The organism is Kocuria sp. JC486 (genome assembly GCF_011602805.1).
GTDB lineage: Bacteria > Actinomycetota > Actinomycetes > Actinomycetales > Micrococcaceae > Kocuria > Kocuria soli.
This window is the reverse complement of sequence record NZ_JAAOZS010000011.1, coordinates 49,280-65,485: the sequence shown is the minus strand read 5'-3', so window position 1 is coordinate 65,485 and position 16,206 is coordinate 49,280. Positions and strand designations below refer to the sequence as shown.

Genomic DNA, 16,206 nt, shown 5'->3' with positions numbered 1-16,206 from the left:
TCGCCTGTCACCCACTCAACGGGCCAGGAGCCCCCGGCCGCGCAGAAGGCGCTTTTCGAGTGGGTTGAAGAACAGCAGTTCCACCACGATGCCGACCAGCAGGATGCTGAGCACCGCGGTGAGCACGATCGCCATGTCGGAGACCGTACGACCCTGGGCCAACAACGAGCCTAGGCCGAAACCGATCGATCCGCCGATTGCGATCAGTTCCGCGCCCATGAGCGAGCGCCAGGAGAACGCCCACCCCTGCTTGAGTCCGGCGACGTAGCCCGGCATGGCGGCCGGCAGGACCACCTTGGCGGCCAGTTTCCAGCCCTCGGCTCCCAGGACGCGCCCGGCCTTGAGCAACTGCGGCGGGATCTGGTCGATCCCGGACAGCATGCCGTTGACGATCGACGGGATCGCGCCCATGAGCACCACGAAGTACACGGTGGCGTCCGAGAGTCCGAACCACACGATCGCGGCGGGGACCCAGGCCACGGACGGCAGCACCTGGAGGCCCGTGATCAGGGGCCCGATGGCGCTGCGCAGACCGGCCCACTGGGCGATCAGCAGCGCCAAGGGTGTGGCCACCAGGACGGCGATCAGGAAGCCGCTGACCCCGCGCCACAGGGAGGTGGCGAGAGCGCCGGGCAGGCTCCCGTCCAGGACGGAGGCCCACACCTGGCGGCCCACCGTGAGCGGGCCGGGCATGATGTCCGGCCGGGGGTCCACCAGGGCCACGACCAGTTGCCACACCATGACGGCGGCCAGCAGCGCGATCAGCGGCGGGGCCACTCGGGTGCGGAAGATTTCACCCCGGGAACGTCGGGGACCGCCACCGGCCTGGAGGGCGTCCAGACCCGCCAGGGCGGCTGCGTTGTCCCGCGGTTCCTGGTCGGGGTTCTGTCCGGCCTGGTCCGAGCGGGTCCGGGTGACGGAAGAAGCGTCAGCGGGCATGGCGACCGATCTCCTCCCTCAGCCGGTGTGTGATGGTGCGCGTCAGTTCGTCGAGGGTCTCCTCGCGGGACTGGCCCCCGGCTTCGAAGCCGTAGGAGGCGGGGTCCTTCCACGGGCCTGTGTCCCATTCCTGGACGATGCGCCCGGGACGCGAGGACAGCAGGAGCACCCGCTGCCCCAGGTGCACGGCCTCCGAAACGTTGTGGGTGATGAACACGATGGTCCGCCCGGTCACCTCCCAGATCCGCAGGACCTCGTCCTGCAGCAGGTCGCGGGTGATGGCGTCCAGCGCGGAGAAGGGTTCGTCCATGAGCAGGACCTCCCGCTCCTGCGCCAGGGCGCGGGCCAACCCCACGCGTTGCCGCATGCCACCCGAGAGTTCGTGGGGGCGCTTGTCCGCCACGTGGGGCAGACGCACCAGCTCCAGCAGTTCACGGGCCCGGTCGGTCCGGTCGGCCTTGGCCACCCCTGCCAGCTCCAGCGCCAGTTCCACGTTCTTGCCGGCGGTGAGCCAGGGGAACAGGCCGGAGTCCTGGAACATCATGGCCGCCCCCTGCGCGGGAGCGGTCACCGAACCCTCGGTGGGTTCCTCCAGACCGGCGACGACGTTGAGCAGTGTTGTTTTGCCGGAGCCGGAGGCACCCAGCAGCGCCACGAACTGACCTCGTTCGATCGTCAGGTCCAGGTTCTGCAGGACAGGGCCGTCCTCGGCCACGAAGGTCTTGCCCAGATTCTCCAGGCGGATGACGGCCTCCGGAGCGGCCGACGGCGCGGACGTCTCGCGGGGTGTCCCCTGTGGTGTTGCCCGGGTCATCGCGGTTGAGGCGTTCACGCGGCCTCCTTCCGGGTTCCCGACGACGACGGCACGGCGGCCGCCGCGGCGTCGCCACCAACCGGGTCCAGTCCGCGCTGTTCCCGCACGGTGTTGAGGTACGTGTCGTCCACGAACCCGTCCAGGGAGGCGTCCTCCGTGGTCCCGGCCTTCACGCCGTTCTCGAGCAGGGTGGGATAGGCGGATTCCATGGGATCCGTGGTCCACTCCATCGCTTCCAGAGAGGCCTCGATGGTCTCGGGTTCCAGCGGTTCGGTCTGGGCGCCCTCCAACCCGTCGTTGAGGGTCTCGACCGCCTCGGTCGTCTCCGCGGTGTTGAGGTACTCCACCGAGTCCTCCATCCCGTTCAGCAGCTTCTCCACGGTCTGGGGGTGCTCCTTGAGGAATTCGGTGCGCACGGCCAGGACGGTCGTGGGGTACCGACCGTCGGGCCACAGGTCGCGTTCGTCCACCAGGACCTTTCCGCCCTCTTCCTGTTGCATCCGGGTCACCCACGGCTGGGGGCCCCAGAAGCCGTCGATCGAACCCTGTCGGAAGGTCTGCAAGGCCTGCCCGGAGGGCATCGGGGTGATCGAGACGGAATCCGGGGATCCGGTGTCCACCTCGTAGCCCTGCTCCTCGAGCCACACGCGCAGGGCCACGTCCTGGGTACCGCCGAAGTCGGGGGTCGCGAACGTCCGGCCGGCCAGGTCGTCCTCGCCGGAGACGTCGTCGGACACGACGAACTGCGCCCCACCCGAGGTCGCTCCCGCCACGATGGTCACCGATTCGCCCCCGGACTGCACGAAGGAGTTGATCGCGGGGTTGGGCCCCATGAAGGCGATGTCCACCTCACCGGAGTTCATGGCCTCGATGGTGGTGGGGCCGGTGCTGAACACCTGGGTCTTCAGCTCGGTGTCCCCCAGGGCCTCCTCGAAGTAGCCCTTCTCGACGCCCGCGAGCGCGGGGCCGTGGGTCAGGTTGCCGAAGTACCCCAGGGTGACCGATTCGGCGTCGGAGGTCTGGACGTTCGCGTCCTCGATGGCGTCCAGTGTCCCGTTGGCGCGCAGCACCGTGGCGGTCACGGTCAGCACGCACAGCACCGCCAGCCCGGTCAGCACGGCGGGCCACCCGATCCGACGACGGCGTCCCGGCCGCCGCTGGTTGCCACCTGCGGTGCGGGTTTCGGTACGGAGGGTTTCCCGGGCGTCTGCGGGTGGCGTGGGGTCCGGGGCCACTCAGCTCTCCCCGACCAGACCGGCGGCCAGCGTGTTCCCGGACTGGGAATCGATCAGCAGGAAGGCACCGGTCCGGCGAAGGTCCGAGTAGTCGTCCAGCGGCAGCGGTGAGGCGGTTCGCAGGGTCACGGTTCCCAGGTCGTTGAGTTCGAGCCCGGTGGCCTCCGTGAGCTCCATCGTGTCCAGGTCCACCCGGCCTTCCACGGAGGTGACCATGGCCTGCACGGTCGCCGTGCCGTGCTTGAGCAGCACGCGGGCACGGGGCTGCAGCGGGTTGGCCCCCAGCCAGGCGAGTCGGGCGGTGAAGTCCTGGACCGCCTCCGGGGGTTCGGGGCTGGCGCCTGCGATCAGTTCGCCGCGGGCGACGTCGAGTTCATCGGCCAGGCGCAGCGTCACCGATCGCGGTGCCGCGGCCTCCTGCAGCTGTTCCCCGGGGAACGCCCCGCCCACCGTGGCGGCCGTCCCGGCGACGTCGATGCCCGTGACCGTCGTCGTGCGACCCGAGGGCAGAACGACGACCTTGTCACCGACGGCCACCGTGCCGGAGGCGATCTGACCGGCGTATCCGCGGTAGTCGCGGGTGGCCTCCGCATCCACGCCCTGGGCCACGCCACCCTGCGGGCGGATGACCCACTGCACGGGGAACCGGAAGGCCCGTGCCTCACCCGAACCGGATTCGTCCACCGTGGGCAGTTCCTCCAGGATCCGCAGCAGGGGGCGGCCGTCGTAGGAACCTTCCGTGTACCACGGGGTGTGCTCGGAGGCATCGACGACGTTGTCACCTTCGAGTGCGCTCACGGGAACGACCTTGAGCTGTTCCACGCCCAAGGTGTGCGCGACGCGGGTGATGTCCGCGGCGATCTGGTCGAACCGCTCCTGCGAGTAGTCGACCAGGTCGATCTTGTTCACGGCCACGATCACGTGGGGAACCCGCAGCAACGCCGTGACGGCCAGGTGGCGGCGGGTCTGCTCGACCACCCCGTGGCGGGCGTCGACCAACAACACGACGGCGTCGGCGGTCGAAGCGCCCGTGACGGTGTTCTTGGTGTATTGCACGTGCCCCGGGCAGTCCGCGAGCACGAAGGAGCGACGGTCCGTGGCGAAGTACCGGTAGGCGACGTCGATCGTGATGCCCTGCTCCCGCTCGGCGCGCAGGCCGTCGGTGAGCAGGGCCAGGTCGATCCGACCGGAGCCGCCACCGAAGCCGCGTTCCTCGGAGGTCCTGGTGACCGCTTCGAGCTGGTCGGCCAGGATCGCCTTGGCGTCGTGCAACAGGCGGCCCACCAGGGTGGACTTGCCGTCGTCCACCGAACCGGCGGTGGCGAAGCGGAACAGCGATCCGGGGTCGATCGTGGGGGTGTCCGTCACAGAGGTCTCCGTCGAAGCTGCTGGGGCGTGCGTTGGCTGGGTCTGGGCGCCCATTTAGAAGTACCCGTCCTTCTTGCGATCCTCCATGGCGGCCTCGGAGAGGCGGTCATCGGCGCGGGTGGCCCCGCGTTCCGTGAGCGTGGACACGGCCACCTCGGCCACCACGCGGTCCACGGAATCCGCATCGGAGAGCACCGCGCCCGTGCAGGACATGTCGCCCACGGTGCGGTAGCGGACCTTCTGCACCTCGACCGGCTCCGTCTCCTTGGGCTGGGACACGGGCGTCACGGCCATCCACATGTCGTCACGCCGGAACACGTCGCGGTCGTGCGCGAAGTAGATGGGCGGCAGATCGATCTTCTCGCGTTCGATGTAGCGCCAGATGTCCAGCTCGGTCCAGTTGGAGATCGGGAAGGCGCGGACGTGCTGACCGGCGGTGTGGCGCCCGTTGTAGAGGTTCCACAGCTCCGGGCGCTGGTTACGCGGGTCCCACTGGCCGAACTCGTCACGCAGGGACAGGATGCGCTCCTTGGCGCGGGCCTTGTCCTCGTCCCGTCGGCCACCGCCGAACACGGCGTCGAACTTGTTGTCCATGATCGCGTCCAACAGCGGCACGGTCTGCAGGGGGTTGCGGGTGCCGTCGGGGCGTTCGGTGAGGCGGCCGTCGTCGATGTAGTCCTGCACGCTGGCGACGACGAGCCGCAGCCCGAGGCGCTCGACCGTGCGGTCGCGGAACTCCAGGACCTCCGGGAAGTTGTGCCCGGTGTCCACGTGGAGCACGGGGAACGGGATCGCGGCGGGCCAGAAGGCCTTGGCGGCCAGGTGGAGCATGACCACCGAGTCCTTGCCTCCGGAGAACAGCATGGCCGGCCGGTCGAACTCGGCCACCACCTCACGAATGATGTGGATGGACTCCGATTCCAACGCGTCCAGGGCGGACTGCTCGCCGGTCCCCGTGGGGTGTTCACGCACGGCCGTCTGCGGCGTCTGCGTCATGATGAGATCTCCTGGCGTCTAAGCCCGATGGGTCAGGTGGGAATTCGTGGGTTGCCTCGAGGCTGCAGCCCCGCGGTACGGGGCCTGTACGGGGTTGCCGGTCAGAGGTGGATGCCGCACTCGATCTTGTCGGTGCCGGACCAGCGTCCCGCGCGGGGGTCCTCGCCGGGGGCCACGCGCCGGGTGCACGGTGCGCAGCCGATCGAGAGGAAGCCGTCCGAGAGCAACGGGTTCACCGGCAGGGCGTGGGCGTTCGAGTAGTCGGTGAGCTCGTCCAGGGACCAGCGGACCATCGGGTTGACCTTGACGATCTTGTGCGTCTCGTCGAAGGCCACCAGGGGTGCGTTGGTCCTGGTGGGGGACTCGTCGCGGCGGACCCCGGTGAACCAGACGTCGTAGTCCTGGAGGGCTTCGGCGAGCGGTTCGACCTTGCGCATGCGGCAGCAGGCGGTGGGATCGGTCGAGAACAGGTCCTTCCCGTGTTGCTCGTCCTGCTCCGCCACGCTCAGCTTGGGCATCACGTCCACCACGTTCACGTCGAGCATGAACTTGACGGCTTCCTTGGTGCCCTCGGTCTCCGGGAAGTGGTAACCGGTCTCCAGGAACAGCACGTCCACGCCGGGGATCTGGTCGGCCACCAGTGCGGGAAGCACCGCATCGGCCATCGAGCACGCGACGGCGATCCTGGCCTGCGGGAAGTTCTCGGCCACCCAGCGGATGGCGGCGAGGTGGTCGGCTTCGCCCTGCTCGGGCACGGTGCCTTCGGGACTCAGCTCGGCACCCAGTTCCCGGGCGCCGGTGCGTGCGAGTTCGCGCAACTGTTCTTCGTTGCGGGCGGTTGTTTCAACGGTGGGGGTTGTCATTTCAGATCGTCCTCCTCGGCACGGATGCTCCATGCAGCGAAGCTCTCGTCCGGCTCCCGTTGTTCCAGGAAGCGCCGGGTCAATCTTTCCACGTAGTCGGCCAGCTCGTCCTGGAAGACTTTCAGGCCTCGGACGGTGCGGCCCAGACTCGCGTCCATCCCTCGTTCGGCGCTCGAGAACCCGCCGCCCAGGTGGACCTGGTAGCCGGGCTTCTGACCGCCGTCCTCGGTGGGCAGCAACTGGCCCTTGAGGCCGATGTCCGCGGCCTGGATGCGGGCGCAGGAGTTCGGGCACCCGTTGATGTGCAGGGTGATGGGTGCGGGCAGGTCCACGTCCTCCAGGCGACGGTCCAGGTCGTCCATGACCTCGGAGGCGACCTCCTTGGTCTCGACGATCGCCAGCTTGCAGAACTCGATGCCAGTGCAGGCCATGGTCGTCCGCCGGAACGCGCCGGGTTTGGTCGGCAGGTCCAGGGCGTTGAGGGCGTCGACGGCGTCGGTGACGTCGTCGTCGTCGATGTCCAGCACCAGCAGCTTCTGGTGGGGGGTGGTGCGCAACCGGTCGGAGCCGAAGCGTTCCATGACGTCGGCCAGATCGTGCAGCAGCTGCCCGGGAACCCGGCCGGCCCGCGGGGCCACGCCGATGAAGTTCCGGCCGTCCTGCTGCTTGTGCACACCGATGTGGTCCCCGGGTTCGGTCGGCTGGGCGGGTTCGGGCCCGTCGGCCAGTTCGTAGCCCAGGTACTCGTCCTGCAGCACCTGGCGGAACTTCTCCACGCCCCAGTCCTTGACCAGGAACTTCAGCCGGGCGCGGTTGCGCAGGCGGCGGTAGCCGTAGTCACGGAAGATTCCGGTGACCCCGCGCCACACGTCCAGCGCCTGGTCTTCGCGCACGAAGGCGCCGAGCCGCTGCCCCAGGAAGGGCTGCACGGACAGTGCACCGCCCACCCAGATGTCGTAGCCCGGGCCCAGCTCGGGGTGCACCACACCCACGAACGAGCAGTCGTTGATCTCGTGCACCACGTCCAGGGCCGGGGAGCCGGTCACAGCGGTCTTGTACTTTCGCGGCAGGTTGGAGAACTCGAGCGTGCGGACCTCGGCCTTGATCTGCTCGAGCACCGGGGTGGGGTCGATGATCTCGTCCTGAGCCACGCCGGCCACCGGCGATCCCAGGATCACGCGGGGCACGTCGCCGCACGCGGAGACGGTGTCCATCCCGGCCTCTTCCAGACGGCGCCAGATCTCCGGAACGTCCTCGATCCGGATCCAGTGGTACTGGATGTTCTGGCGGTCGGTGATGTCAGCGGTGCCGCGGGCGAACTCCGTGGAGATCGTGGCCAGGGTCTTGAGCTGCTGCCGGGTGAGCGTCCCGCCGTCCAGGCGGACGCGCATCATGAAGTACTCGTCCTCGATCTCGGCGTCGCTCAGGGAGCCGGTCTTGCCGCCGTCGATCCCGGGCTTGCGCTGGGTGTAGAGGCCCCACCAGCGGAAACGGCCGTGCAGGTCCTGGGGGTCGATGGAGGAGAAGCCGCCCTTGGCGTAGGTCTGCTCGATGCGGGCACGGACGTTGAAGCCGTCGTCGGCGGCCTTGACCTCTTCGTTGCTGTTGAGAGGTTCCTTGCCGTCGACGTTCCACTGGCCCTCGGGCTTGGGCTTGCGGGCGCGGGGAGGTCGCGCGGGGGCGGAAGTCGTCATCGCCCCAGTGAACGCTCCGAGGCCTGGTGCGGTCACGTTTTCTGTAACAGTCGGTCACAGTCCCACGGCTCCCCCTGCGCCGAGTTCGGGGTTGTTCCGCCTATTCGGGCGAATAGGCGGAACAACCCCGAACTCGGCGGGAAAAGGGGGGGGTCAGTTCTCCGTTGCCGGGGGCTCGCCCTCGTTGTCGGTCATGGCGCCCACGCCTTCGTCCGGGGGCTCCATTTCGAGCGAGGACTGCTCGGATGCGTCCCGTTCTTCCTGCGGCGACATCGTGATCGACTCCGGCGACTGCTCACCTGTGTCCACGGCGATGTCCTCAGGCCTGTCTTCAGCGGTGCGGTCGTTGGTCCCGTCCAGGGGTTCCGACATGACACACTCCCTTCCTCGCGGGTGCTCCAGCCTTCACACTAAGTCCCCTTATGTGCCCGGTCCACCCACCGCGGCAGGGCTTCCGCGGGGTCCAACGGCTCGCTGGTGGACACCAGCCCCTGGTCGTCGATCAACGTCACGCTCTGCGCATTGCCCCTACGGTTGCCTCCGGTGATCTGCGCACCGACATCTACGATCACGTTCTCCAGCACCACCCCGGGCCCCACCCGGACGTCGTCCAGCAGGACGGAATTGACCACGGTTGCGCCCTCCTCCACGACGACGCCGGGGCCGATCACCGAGTGCTCCACGCGGCCCCGCACCCGGGAGCCTGCGGTCAACAGCGAGTCACTCACGGAGGCCGTGCTGCCCACCCGTGCGGGGACCCTCTGGGGCTGGGCGGAGAGGATCGGCCAGTCGGGGTCGTCCAGGGTGGCACCCTCCCCGTCCAGCAACTGCATGTGCGCGGTCCAGTAGGACTGCAGGGTGCCCAGGTCGATCCAGTACCCGGACATTCGGTGCTCCACCACGTGCCGGTGCTGCACGAACCACGGCAGCAGGTCGTGCCCGTAGTCCTCGAGTTCCCCGTACTCACTCTCGAGGACCTTCAGCGCCTCCAGGAGGTGGTCAGCGTCGAAGAGGAACATCTCCCCCGCCACGACCTGTCCGGCGGGCTCCTCGGGTTTGTACTGGAAGCCGGTGACCACGCCGTCGTCGTCGGCCGTGACCACGGAGTAGCGGGAGGCGTCGTCGGTGATCTCTGTGGTGACCACGGTCAGGTCCGCCTCGTGACGCTCGTGGGTGTCGATCACGTCCAGGAAGTTGATCGTGTACAGATGGTCCGCGCTGAGCACCAGCACCAGGTCGGGGCCGAAGTCCCGGATCAGGTCGTGCTGCCGGTGGAGCGAGTCGGAGTTGCCCCGCGCGAAACCCTCTCCGGTGGCACCTTCAAAGGGCGGCAGCACCCGGAGCCCACCGTGCGTTCGGTCCAGATCCCACGGCCGCCCGTTGTCCAGGGCCGCATTGAGACTGTGTGGCAGGTACTGCTCGACCACCCAGACGTCCGAGAGGTGCGAGTGCATCAGGTTGGACATCGACACGTCGATCAAGCGGTAGGAGCCCGCCAGCGGCAGTGCCGGTTTGACCTTCTTCTCCGTGAGGGCTCCCATGCGTGAGCCCTTGCCACCGGCCAGGACGAGTACCAATGTCCGCGGAATCCGCATGTTCCCCCTCGGTCTGTTCAAGATCCAACTCTAGGTAATAAGTGAGCTACGCAACCAGAGCAGCCGCATGGCCCTGCCCGCTCGTTCATTGCGCCCCCGCGGTGCCTTCTTCCCGAAAAACGTCTTCCAGGCGCACGTCTGCCGCCAGCGCGGTCCAGGAGCGGATCAGCCGGTGGACGTCGGTGACCCCGCGCGCCTTGGCCCTGCGCGGAGTCACCGTGAACAGGACCCGTCCCGTCCGGTCGACGATCTCGCCCAGCTCGTCGGATGCGGCGATGGCTTCGCAGGCCGCCTGCAGTTCACCGGGCGGCACCCGGCAAGGGTGCCGGACTTCGACGTCGAACCGCGGCTGGACTCTGTTCCCTTCGGCCGATTCCCACGGGGCGGTCACCCTGTGCACGCGGGGGTCTGCGTCGAACAGCGCAGGTGGGCCGGCGGCAGACCACTGCTCGGAGACGTCATCTCCGCGCGTGCGTGGAAAGGTCACGTGCACGTCTCCGGCTGCCAGCAGGTCTCCGACGGCGAGCGCCACGGTGCCGTCGTCGTCCATCACGTCGGGCGGGCCCGAGGGGTTCCACTGCACGGAGATGTCCGGGACCGGGTACACGACCCCCGCCTTGCGCATGGTGGGATGTGTGATCCGGGTGGCCAACCGCAGGGACTCCGCGTTCTTCTCCCGCCGCGCGAGATCCGGTTCGGTCAGGCTCCGTGCGCCCCAGTCGGCCCCGCGGTGTTCGGCCACCGCGCCCGGTTGGTGCCGCAGGTCGTGACCGGCTTGGTGAGCTCGCCAGGCGAACTCCCAGTCCTCTCCGCCGTAACCGGCCATCGAAGCGTCAAATCCACCCACGGTCTCGAACACCTCTCTCCGGCAGGACAGGACGGCGGAGATGACGTAGCGGAACCCCGTGTGGTCCACATGCCGCAGGTCCTCCGTGGCGACCCAGGCGGCGGCCAGCCATTCGGGTTCCCCCAAGTCACGGGGCAGTTCGACCGAGACGTCCACGTGGGTCCTGGACCCGACCACCAGCACCCCGGGTTCGGCCTGCAACGCGGCGACGACGGCGGTGAGGTAGCCCGGCCGGGGAACCGTGTCTCCGTCCAGGAACGCAAGAACCTCACCCGTGGCCGCAGCGGCGCCCAGGTTCCGTGCTGCCGCGGCGCGGAAACCGTGATCCGCCTGGCGGACAACGGTGATGTCCATGCCGTCGTGGGTGCCCACCGACGGGGCCGCGGGTGAGCCGTCGTCGGCGACGACCACCTGGATGGGCCCCGCGTAATCCTGTCGGGTGAGGCCCGTCAGGACAGCATTCAGGCCCTCCTGGTTGCAGTAGTACGGCACCACCACGGACACGGTCGGCATCATGACAAGGCCTCCGTCCACAACGCCGAGTAGGCGGCGGCCACCTGGCTCCACCCCCAGGACGGCGGCGGTCTCACCGCTCGTGTCCGGGACGGGTGGCCGAGAGTGTCAAGCAGGGCCGTACGGAAATCCTGTTGGGAGGCCACTTCAAGGGTTCCGGGCCACCGCCGCGCGACTTCGCGCATGTACGGGCCGTCGACCACCAGGGGAATGCGCCCGTGGGCGATCCAGGTGTTCAGGGAGCCCGATGCCGACACGTGCAGGTGGGGACAGACGGGAACATCCACGGCGTCCAGCTCCGCCGCCAGCGCATCCTCCGGGACATAGCCCGTGACCTGCACATCCACCCCGCAGTGCCGAGCGCGTTCCGTCAGTGCCCGCGCGTAGTCGTGATGGCCCTCCGCGACCTGACCGATCGCACGGACACACGTTCCGGCCGGCGCCGCATCGATCACACGCTCGTAGCCCTTGCCCGGGTGGACGAACCCGAGCAGTCCGATGGTCGAGGACTGCTGCGCCACAGACTGCCGCCCCTGGTGAGTCGGCTCGGACGGAGTTCGACGCGCGGTGACAGGTTCCAGGGGCAGCGGGATCACGTGCACGGGCGCGCCGTGGCACCCGGGCAGGTCCTGCACGCCCCGGGCCTCGTGTTCGGAGTTCGTCACCACGACGTCCGCCTGCGCGACCAACCGCGCGTAAGCGGCCGCACGGCGGGCATACCGATCGGCGCCCTCGTCCGGCTGGGGGACGTCATGGAGATTCAGGACCCAGACGCGCGGTGCCTCGCGGGCCAGCAGGTCTCGCACGGCACGCGTCGCCTCGTCCGGCGTCGGTCCGAAGATCCGATCGGTGAACGGGACATGGAGCAGATCCGTGCCCCCGCCACGGCCGGATTCGAGTTCGACGTGGCGCAACCCCGGACCCGATCTTCCGCGGTCGGCCTCCCCTTCCCGCGCCGCCGCCAGGAGGTTTCGCGCGTACCGAGTCACCCCGTGACGGGTCGGTCCGAGGACCGCATGACGAACAACGGCCCCCTGCGTCAGCACGCGTTCGCCCCGGCCAGAAGGGTGACGGGTCACGGCCGCCGTCGGCCCTTGCGGTGAACCACTCATCGAACCCCTCCCGTAAATCCATAAGTGTACTGTTAGTCAGGCTGGTGATTATTGGGCCGCCCATCGCCAGATCAGCCAGGTCAACGACGCGCGGACGGGTCGGTCCTCGCCCGAGAAGCCTCCGGGAGGGATGTCAGATGAGCCCCACCACGGTCAATACCCGTCGCGCCGTCAGGGTGGCCCCCGTCCCGGCCGACCATCCCTACGTCCGCGCGGTTCTGCCTCCCGGCGAAGACCTGCGCATCCTGGACCCCACGCAAACCTCGGCATCCACCCAATGGCAGCCCCACCCGTTTCTCGAAGCGGACGAACTACGGGGACTCGACTCCCGGCCGGACGTCATCCACGTCCATTTCGGCTTCGAACACCGCACGACGGTTCAGGTGCAGGAGTTCGTGGACGCCTGCGCCGACCTGGGGATCCGGCTGCTCGTCACGGTTCACGACCTGGAGAATCCCCACCTGCCACAAGATCGGCAAGAGGAACACCACGCGCGCTTGCGCATCCTGCTCCGAGCTGCGGACGCCGTTCTGACGCTGACCGGCTCGGCTGCCGACGCGATCCGGTCCGGGTACGGGCGGGAAGCCGTCGTGGTCCCGCACCCCTTCGTACTGGCACCGCAGACGGCTCACGAACTGCATGCCGCCGTGGCCCGCCGGAGTCCCGTCACCAGCAGGACAGTGGGGATCTTCCTCAAGGACGTCCGGGTCAACACCGTCCGGACACCCGGTTTCTACAGAGCCCTGGCGCGCGCCCTCACCACAGCGACGAACCCGGTGGACCTGCGGGTCTTCGCGCACCGCACGGCGGCCGACCACCCGCTCGTCCAGACCCTCCGGAACGGTTTTCACCCCCACGGGGAACCGGTCACCGGTGGCACCCTCCAGCTGCACGACCGCCTCGACGACCGCGACCTCGCCCTCCGGATCATGGCGCTGGACGCCGTGGTCCTCCCGTACACACACGGGACCCACTCGGGGTGGCTGGAGCTGTGCCGGGACCTGGGGGTCGGCGTCGTCGCACCGGATTGCGGCCATTACGCGGATCAGGCGGACCGTCCCGACGCGGTCCAGGTCTACCGCACCGTCGACGGCACGGACGCCGCTCGCTCTGCTCTCCGGGTGCTGAACACGACGGCGGATGACGGTTCCCGTCCAGCCCTTCCCTATCGCGGCGACCGCCTGGCTCAACAACGAGCTGTGGTCACCGCTCACCGTGACCTGCTGACCAACGTTCTCCGTGGCCGTTCGGCGGAGGTGGTCGCGTGAAGATCGCCGTCGTCGGGCCCTCCCGCCTGCCCATCGCCCCACCTTTCGGGGGCGGGCTGGAGGTCTTCGTGAATCACCTGGTTGCGGGCCTCCGCCGCCGCGGGATGACCGTGGACCTGTTCGCGGCCCGCGGGTCCATCGGACATCAGCCCGCGCTCGAGTTCCCGGGCATCGACTGGACGGGATTCGAGGACCTGGCAAGGGATGACGCCTACCCTCCGGGTGCCGACGAGACCGAGACACAGGCCTACGTGCGGGTCCGCCGTCACCTGGAGAACTCGGACTACGACGTCATCCACAACAACAGTTCACACCCGGCCATGCTGCAGCTGGACCCTCTGGGCAGCCCGCCGATGATCACCACGCTGCACGTGCCCCCGCAGGAACCGTTGCAGAAAGCCATCGATGCCGCCGGCTCCGGGGCGGGGAGGTTCACGGCGGTGAGTCGCTTCACGGCCGTACAGTGGACCCTTCCGACCCCACCCGCCGTGGTTCACAACGGCGTGGACACCCGGCTGTGGAGGCCCGGCCCGGGCGGTCAGGGCGCCGTGTGGTTCGGTCGACTCACCCGGGAGAAGGCGCCGCACCTGGCCATTGAAACCTGCCGCCGACTGGGGCTCCCGCTCACCCTGATCGGCCGTAACGCCGACCCCGCCTACTTCCATTCGGAGATCCGTCCCCTCCTGGGGCCCGACGTGCGGTGGTTGGGTTCCTTGACACCGGCGGAGATCGTCCGGCAGGTGGGCCTGGCCGACGTCGCTCTGGTGACACCGGCGTGGGACGAGCCGTTCGGGCTGGTCAGCATCGAGGCCATGGCCTGCGGGACCCCGGTGGCGGCCATCAGCCGGGGCGGGGTCACCGAGGTTCTCGACGACGTCCCCGACCACCTGGCGGTTCCCGGTTCCCCGGAGGACCTGGTGCGGGCCACCGAGGCCGCGCTGCGGCAACCGCGGACCGAGGCCCGGGTGATCGCCACCGAGCGATTCGACCTGGACATCATGCTGGACCGGTACCTGCACCATTTCCAGGGGGTGCTGACGTCGTGATCGGCTTCTACGCCCACCACCACGGCGCGGGACACCTGACGCGCTGCCGCGCGATCGAACGCGCAATGGGTTCCTCCGTGGAGACCGCGGTGTTGTCCTCGAACCCGCGGGCCGACGTCGTTCTCCCCCTTGACGCTCCCGCGGACCCCGGCTGTGAACCTGACCGCCTCACCGCCCACGGGGCCTTCCACTGGGCACCGCCGCATCACGTCGGCTTGGCCGATCGCATGGCCCGGGTGGCCGACTGGATCCGGGACACCCGGCCGTCCGTGGTGCACGTCGACGTGTCCGTGGAGATGGCCGTGTTCATCCGGTCGATGGGGGTGCCGGTCACCGTGCAGGCCATGCCCGGTGACCGTCCGGACGGGCCCCACGCATTGGGGTACAGGCTGGCCGACGCGATCATCGCCGCCTGGCCCGACTGGGTGGAGCTCCCGCGACACCTGGGCCCCGTGGCCGACCGGGTGCACGCCGTCGGCGGCATCACCCGATGGGACGGCGCCCTCGCCGCACCCCCGCCAGCGCCCTCGACACCCATGGACGACGACGCCGGGAACAGCCCGACGGATGCAGGTGATTGCGCGGTTGTGATCCTGCTGGGTGCCGGTGGGACCGACGCCCCGGAGGCCTACTGGCACGACGTCGCCGCCGCGCTCCATGAGTCAGGGGCTACCTGCACTCTGATCGGCGGGAGCCATTGGGTGGCCGACCCCATGCCCGCGCTACGGACCGCCGACGTCGTGGTGACCGCCGCAGGGCAGAACTCGATCGCGGACCTCGCGGCGCTGCGGAAATCGATCGTGGTGGTCCCGCAGGACCGGCCGTTCGACGAACAACGGGCCACCGCCACCGTGCTGGCCGATGCAGGGCTGGCGGTCCTGCCCGACGGCGTCCCGACCCGCATGCCCGAGCCCGGGCGGTGGCCCGGAATCATCGCTGAGGCCCGCAGGCAGGCCCCCGAGTGGGACCTTTGGCAGACGGAGGGCGCGGCGCGGCGGGCGGCCGCCGTGATCCTGGGGGTGGGCACATGACGACGGCGACCCACGTGATCACGGTGTGCTCGGTCGACCGACGGGGCCACCTGCTGCGCCAGCTCGACGGCGTGCGGCGGTGGATGCCGGAGGCCGTCCATCACACGGTGCAGATCGGGGCCGCAGACTTCCCCATCCGTGGGTCATCGGTCGTGGACCACACTGGTTCAGGAGACGTGAACCTGTCGGCCGCCCGCAATGCAGGCGGGGACGCCGCCGTGGAGGCGGGTGCGGACCACCTGGTCTTCCTGGACGCGGATTGCGTACCGGGACCTGATCTAGGGCGGCTGTACGAGCTGGCTGTGAGAGAGCACCCAAGCGCCGTTGTCTGCGGGCCCGTGACGTACCTCCCTGAACCCGCGGCCCACACGGGCCCCGTGGAACTCTCCGACCTGTCCCGCATGACGTCCCCGCACCCCGCCCGCCCCAACCCGCCGACCGGGCACCTGCAACCTGCCACGGCAGCAGAGTACGAACTGTTCTGGTCCCTCTCCTTCGCCGTTTCCGCGAACCTCTGGAAGCGATTACGACGGGAGACGGGCGGTTTCTGCGAGCGGTACACGGGTTACGGCGGCGAGGACACGGACTTCGCCATGCTGCTGCGGCAAGAAGGCATCCCGATGGTGTGGGTGGGCGGAGCCCACGCCTATCACCAGTGGCATGCGGTGTCCTCGCCACCTGTTGAACACGTGGATGCGGTGCTCCGCAACGCCGAACTCTTCCGTCAACGGTGGGGCTGGTGGCCCATGCGCGGCTGGCTGGAGGCCTTCACCCAACGGGGCCTGATCACCTGGCCCCCTCCCGCCTAACCCTCCCCCCATGCGCCGAGTTCGGGGTTGTGCCGCCTATTCGGGCGAATAGGCGGCACAACCCCGAACTCGGCGG

At 69.1% G+C, this 16,206-nt stretch carries 15 protein-coding genes; 4 read left to right on the top strand and 11 right to left on the bottom strand.

The window, feature by feature from the left end:
* Window positions 1–15: 15 nt before the first annotated feature.
* The 11 genes from GWK18_RS07490 to GWK18_RS07440 all read right to left on the bottom strand — a co-directional run bounded on the left by GWK18_RS07490 (window position 16) and on the right by GWK18_RS07440 (window position 11,853).
* The gene (locus tag GWK18_RS07490; RefSeq protein ID WP_123826026.1) at window positions 16–939 is read right to left on the bottom strand and encodes an ABC transporter permease; all 924 of its coding nucleotides are present in this window, start codon (window positions 937–939) and stop codon (window positions 16–18) included.
* Window positions 929–1,771, bottom strand: coding sequence for an ABC transporter ATP-binding protein (locus tag GWK18_RS07485; RefSeq protein ID WP_233568848.1), 843 nt, complete (start codon window positions 1,769–1,771; stop codon window positions 929–931). Before GWK18_RS07485 ends, GWK18_RS07490 begins: the two co-directional genes overlap by 11 nt.
* Window positions 1,768–2,988: an ABC transporter substrate-binding protein gene (locus GWK18_RS07480; RefSeq protein WP_123826028.1), complete on the bottom strand. Its 1,221-nt coding sequence runs from the start codon at window positions 2,986–2,988 to the stop codon at window positions 1,768–1,770. The genes GWK18_RS07485 and GWK18_RS07480 overlap by 4 nt, the downstream gene beginning before the upstream one ends.
* Window positions 2,989–4,356: a GTP-binding protein gene (locus GWK18_RS07475; protein WP_348535880.1), complete on the bottom strand. Its 1,368-nt coding sequence runs from the start codon at window positions 4,354–4,356 to the stop codon at window positions 2,989–2,991.
* Window positions 4,357–4,410: 54 nt separating this feature from the next.
* Window positions 4,411–5,352, bottom strand: a complete 942-nt coding sequence (cysD, locus tag GWK18_RS07470; protein WP_167739366.1) for a sulfate adenylyltransferase subunit CysD — start codon at window positions 5,350–5,352, stop codon at window positions 4,411–4,413.
* A 101-nt stretch (window positions 5,353–5,453) separates the two neighbouring features.
* The gene (locus GWK18_RS07465) at window positions 5,454–6,215 is read right to left on the bottom strand and encodes a phosphoadenylyl-sulfate reductase (RefSeq protein ID WP_166834318.1); all 762 of its coding nucleotides are present in this window, start codon (window positions 6,213–6,215) and stop codon (window positions 5,454–5,456) included.
* On the bottom strand, window positions 6,212–7,909 hold the full coding sequence (locus tag GWK18_RS07460; protein WP_166834316.1) for a nitrite/sulfite reductase: 1,698 nt from the start codon (window positions 7,907–7,909) through the stop codon (window positions 6,212–6,214). Before GWK18_RS07460 ends, GWK18_RS07465 begins: the two co-directional genes overlap by 4 nt.
* A gap of 153 nt (window positions 7,910–8,062) precedes the next feature.
* Window positions 8,063–8,281, bottom strand: coding sequence for a hypothetical protein (locus tag GWK18_RS07455; RefSeq protein ID WP_166834238.1), 219 nt, complete (start codon window positions 8,279–8,281; stop codon window positions 8,063–8,065).
* Window positions 8,282–8,319: 38 nt separating this feature from the next.
* Window positions 8,320–9,504, bottom strand: coding sequence for a sugar phosphate nucleotidyltransferase (locus GWK18_RS07450; RefSeq protein WP_166834346.1), 1,185 nt, complete (start codon window positions 9,502–9,504; stop codon window positions 8,320–8,322).
* 85 nt (window positions 9,505–9,589) lie between these two features.
* Entirely contained in the window at window positions 9,590–10,867 is a 1,278-nt protein-coding gene (locus tag GWK18_RS07445; protein WP_166834314.1) for a glycosyltransferase, read from the bottom strand.
* Window positions 10,864–11,853, bottom strand: a complete 990-nt coding sequence (locus GWK18_RS07440) for a glycosyltransferase family 4 protein (protein ID WP_166834312.1) — start codon at window positions 11,851–11,853, stop codon at window positions 10,864–10,866. The genes GWK18_RS07445 and GWK18_RS07440 overlap by 4 nt, the downstream gene beginning before the upstream one ends.
* Before the next feature lie 260 nt (window positions 11,854–12,113).
* Between GWK18_RS07440 and GWK18_RS07435 the strand changes: the two genes are divergently transcribed.
* The 4 genes from GWK18_RS07435 to GWK18_RS07420 are packed head-to-tail and all read left to right on the top strand — an operon-like array spanning window position 12,114 to window position 16,130.
* The gene (locus GWK18_RS07435; RefSeq protein WP_166834310.1) at window positions 12,114–13,244 is read left to right on the top strand and encodes a glycosyltransferase; all 1,131 of its coding nucleotides are present in this window, start codon (window positions 12,114–12,116) and stop codon (window positions 13,242–13,244) included.
* Window positions 13,241–14,290, top strand: coding sequence for a glycosyltransferase (locus GWK18_RS07430; protein WP_166834308.1), 1,050 nt, complete (start codon window positions 13,241–13,243; stop codon window positions 14,288–14,290). Before GWK18_RS07435 ends, GWK18_RS07430 begins: the two co-directional genes overlap by 4 nt.
* The gene (locus GWK18_RS13450) at window positions 14,287–15,321 is read left to right on the top strand and encodes a glycosyltransferase (RefSeq protein ID WP_166834306.1); all 1,035 of its coding nucleotides are present in this window, start codon (window positions 14,287–14,289) and stop codon (window positions 15,319–15,321) included. Before GWK18_RS07430 ends, GWK18_RS13450 begins: the two co-directional genes overlap by 4 nt.
* Window positions 15,318–16,130: a glycosyltransferase family 2 protein gene (locus GWK18_RS07420; RefSeq protein ID WP_166834303.1), complete on the top strand. Its 813-nt coding sequence runs from the start codon at window positions 15,318–15,320 to the stop codon at window positions 16,128–16,130. Before GWK18_RS13450 ends, GWK18_RS07420 begins: the two co-directional genes overlap by 4 nt.
* Window positions 16,131–16,206: the final 76 nt, after the last annotated feature.